This is a genomic window from Dietzia sp. UBA5065 (assembly GCA_002415925.1).
Classification (GTDB): Bacteria; Actinomycetota; Actinomycetes; order Mycobacteriales; family Mycobacteriaceae; genus Dietzia.
In genome coordinates this window covers 1-3,533 of record DIAZ01000065.1, presented here as the reverse complement: position 1 = coordinate 3,533, position 3,533 = coordinate 1, and the positions used below count along the sequence as shown (strand labels likewise).

5 protein-coding genes are annotated in these 3,533 nt (G+C 72.5%); 1 reads left to right on the top strand and 4 read right to left on the bottom strand.

The window, feature by feature from the left end; translation table 11 throughout:
• A partial coding sequence (deoC, locus tag B4M60_RS04960) for a deoxyribose-phosphate aldolase (protein ID WP_291080852.1) occupies positions 1 to 700 on the bottom strand: 700 nt, incomplete at its 3' end.
• 54 nt (positions 701 to 754) lie between these two features.
• Here deoC and purU point away from each other — a divergent pair.
• Positions 755 to 1,621, top strand: coding sequence for a formyltetrahydrofolate deformylase (purU, locus tag B4M60_RS04955; protein ID WP_291080850.1), 867 nt, complete (start codon positions 755 to 757; stop codon positions 1,619 to 1,621).
• Positions 1,622 to 1,678: 57 nt separating this feature from the next.
• On the opposite strand, the gene B4M60_RS04950 is transcribed toward purU, so the two are convergent.
• The 3 genes from B4M60_RS04950 to B4M60_RS04940 form a co-directional block, all read right to left on the bottom strand.
• The gene (locus tag B4M60_RS04950) at positions 1,679 to 1,960 is read right to left on the bottom strand and encodes a DUF2516 family protein (protein ID WP_291080848.1); all 282 of its coding nucleotides are present in this window, start codon (positions 1,958 to 1,960) and stop codon (positions 1,679 to 1,681) included.
• Between the two features lie 113 nt (positions 1,961 to 2,073).
• Positions 2,074 to 3,066 carry a hypothetical protein gene (locus B4M60_RS04945; protein ID WP_291080846.1) on the bottom strand — a complete coding sequence of 331 codons (993 nt, stop codon included), beginning with the start codon at positions 3,064 to 3,066 and terminating at the stop codon, positions 2,074 to 2,076.
• A gap of 74 nt (positions 3,067 to 3,140) precedes the next feature.
• A partial coding sequence (locus tag B4M60_RS04940) for a helix-turn-helix domain-containing protein (RefSeq protein ID WP_291080844.1) occupies positions 3,141 to 3,533 on the bottom strand: 393 nt, incomplete at its 5' end.

Genomic DNA, 3,533 nt, shown 5'->3' with positions numbered 1-3,533 from the left:
TGGGTATAAGAGACAGCTCCAGCACCGCGCGGCTTCCGCTCAGCCCCAGCCGGGTGGCGCCGGCGGCGATCATCGCGCCTGCGGTGTCCGCGTCGCGGATCCCGCCGGAGGCCTTGATGCCGAGCCGCCCGCCCACCGCCCGGTGCATGGCGGCCACCGCGCGCACGCTCGCGCCGCCGGCGGGGTGGAAGCCGGTGGAGGTCTTGACGAAGTCGGCGCCGGCCTCGGCGACCGCGCGGCACAGCGCCTCGATCCGCTCGTCCCCCGCCTCCTCGCCCAGCGCGCGGTGGAGGGCCGCGGTCTCGAGGATCACCTTGATCACGACGGGCGGGGGCACGGCGTCGCGCATGGTGAGCACGTCGGCCATCACCTCGTCGACCAGCCCTGCGATCGCCGCCCCGATGTCAATGACCATGTCCACCTCGCGGGCGCCCTGATCCACCGCGAGCCGTCCCTCCATGGCCTTGACCAGGGGGTGATGCTTGCCGGACGGGAACCCGGCCACCGTGGCCACGGTGAGGCCGCCGGCGCGGACCGGCAGCATGGCCGGGCTCACGCACACCGCCTTCACGCCGAGCTCGCGGGCCTCCTCGATGCAGGCCTGCACGTCCGCACGCGAGGCGTCCGGGGAGAGCAGGGTGTGGTCGATCATCGCCGCGACGCGGGCTCTGGTCAGGGTGTTCCGGGGGCTGGCGTCCATGCCGACCAGCCTAGCGGGGCTCCCCGACACCCCTTGCTGGCACAATGACGACTCATGTCACGCCGCTTCGTCCTCACGCTGGGTTGCCCCGACCGCATCGGCATCGTCGCCCGCATCGCCACGTTCCTCGCCGAGCTGGGCGGCACGATCGTGGAGGCGGCCTACCACGCGGACGAGGACTCGCGGTGGTTCTTCACCCGCCAGGCCGTGGACGCCGCGTCGATCGGGATGGAACTCGACGAGCTCCGCCGCCGCTTCGAGCGCGTGGCCGCCGAGCTGGGACCGGAGACCGACTGGCACATCGCCGACTCCGGCCAGCCAAAGGACGTCGTCATCCTGGTCTCCAAGGACGGCCACTGCCTGCACGATCTGATGGGTCGGGTCGCGAGCGGCGACTACCCCGCCCGCATCCGGGCCGTGGTCGGCAACCACGACACGCTGCGCGGCATGACCGAGGCGCACGGCATCCCCTTCCACCACGTGCCGTTCCCGGCGGATCCGGCCGAACGGGGCCCGGCGTTCGGGGAGGTGGCCGGGATCGTCGACGACATCGACCCGCACGCGATCGTCCTGGCCCGCTTCATGCAGGTCCTGCCCGACGAGCTGTGCACCCGGTGGACCGGGCGGGCAATCAACATCCACCACAGCTTCCTGCCGAGCTTCGTCGGGGCGCGCCCGTACCACCAGGCGCATACCCGCGGCGTCAAGCTCATCGGGGCGACCTGCCACTACGTCACGGCGGACCTGGACGAGGGGCCGATCATCGAGCAGGACGTCATCCGGGTGGACCACGCCGCCACCGTGCAGGACATGGTGCGTCAGGGCCGCGACGCGGAGAAGCTCGTCCTGGCCCGGGGGCTGCGCTGGCACCTGGAGGACCGAGTGCTGGTCCACGACGCCCGCACGGTGGTCTTCACCTGATCGGGCCCGTCGACCCCTCGGGGATCCGTGACGCCGGGCCGGCAGGCCTGCCCGGCCTCACCTGCGTCTGCCGCCGACCGCCGGCCTGACATCGGCGAAGAACACCCCGACCGCCACCATCGCGATCACGCTGAGGAACCCGAACGGTCGCAGGGCGAAGAGGACCCCCGCCAGCAGGCAGATGCCGATCCACGCCGGCTTGGGCCACTTCCCCTCGACCGCGTACGCCGACGCCGGCGGGAGGATGGCCATCACCACACCGACCAGAGCCCATAGAACGAGAGCGGCCTGAACGGCCAACTGAACCAGACCCCAGGTCCCGGGGAGCGCATCGATCACACGTGCCAGTGTAGGCGGATCGTCCGACGGTCCGCCCACGACGAGAACCGCCCCCGGCCCGCTCGGTGGGAGCGGACCGGGGGCGGTCGGTGTCCGGCGTCAGCCGGGACGACTCACTTGTCGTCGGACGAGACCGGCTTGGGAGCCGGAGCGGACGCCGGTGCGGCGGCCGGCTTGGACGCCGGGGCGGCCGGCTTGGCGGCCTGGCTCGCGGCGGGCGTGGTCGCCTTCTTGGCGGGCGCCTTCTTGGCCGGGGCCTTCTTGGCGGGCGCCTTCTTGGCCGGGGCGGTCCGGGCCTCGACCTTGGCGGCGCCGCTCTGGACCTCGTCCGAGACGGCGAACGCGGCGTCCTCGACGGTGTCGGCGGCCTTGTCCGCGGCGTCACCGACCTCCTCGGCGGCGTGGCGGGCGGCCTTGGACACGCGGCCGGCTGCCTTGACGCCGATCGAGCGGGTCTGGCGGGCGACCGTACCGAGCGCCTCCTCGCCGAGCTCGACCTGCTCCTCGACGGCGCCGGCGGCGCGGGCGACCTGCTCGTTGACGCGGGCGAGGCCGGCCTCGAGCTGCGGGTTCTCCTCGCGCAGGCGGGCCACGACGTCCTCGCCACGCGCGGCGAGTCCACCGTAGATGCCGGCGGCCACCTCGACGTACGCGTCGGCGACCTTACGCAGCTCCTCCGGGCGGAACCGGTTGACCAGCTCCTCGACCTCGGCCGGCAGGGCCTGGACCCGGTCGGGCACCTCGGTGACGCGGTTCTGCACGTCGGACACGCGCTCGGTGACGCGGTTCTGCACGTCGGTCACCCGCTCGGTCACCTTGGTCTGCGCGTCGGTCACGGCCTCCTCCGCACGGCGGCGGAGGTCGGCGACCAGGCCGGACACGGCCTGGACCGCGAGGTCGTTGATCCCGACGTAGGCGTACACCGGGGTGCGCACCGCGGCGAGCGCCTGGCCCAGCGGGCCCTCGAAGACCGGATCGTTGGCGGTGGACTTGCGCGGCGCGGTCTTGGCCGAGCTGGACACCTTCTTGGCGGCCTGGGCCTTGGTCGGCGCCTTGGCGGCGGCCTTGGCGGGGGCCTTCTTGGCGGTGGGCTTCTTGTCGGTCATGTCGACTCCTTTGATCAGTTGCGGGTGTTCAGTGGTGGTGTCGCGTGGCCCCGGGGGGCCGCCGTCGGACGCGCTCAGGGCACGTCGACGACCTGGTCGGCTGCCGTTGCGTTGTTGGTTCGGAACGACTCGTAGATCTCCACGAGCACCTCCCTCTGCCGCTCGGTGAGGTCCGGGGACGTCAGGATGGCATCCCTGACGGGGCTCCCCTGCTTCAGCTCGAGGATCCCCGCTCGGGCGTAGAGCACCTCCGCGGACAACCTCAGACCTCGTGCGATCTGACCCAGGACCTCGGCGGACGGCTTGCGCAGCCCGCGTTCGATCTGGCTCAGGTACGGGTTCGAGACGCCGGCACGCTCGGCGAGCTGCCGGATGGACACCTGGGCCGCCTCGCGCTGAGCGCGGATGAACGACCCGACGTCCTGCGACTCGGACGGGCGCTTGTCGAGGTCACCCGGGAGGGCGCC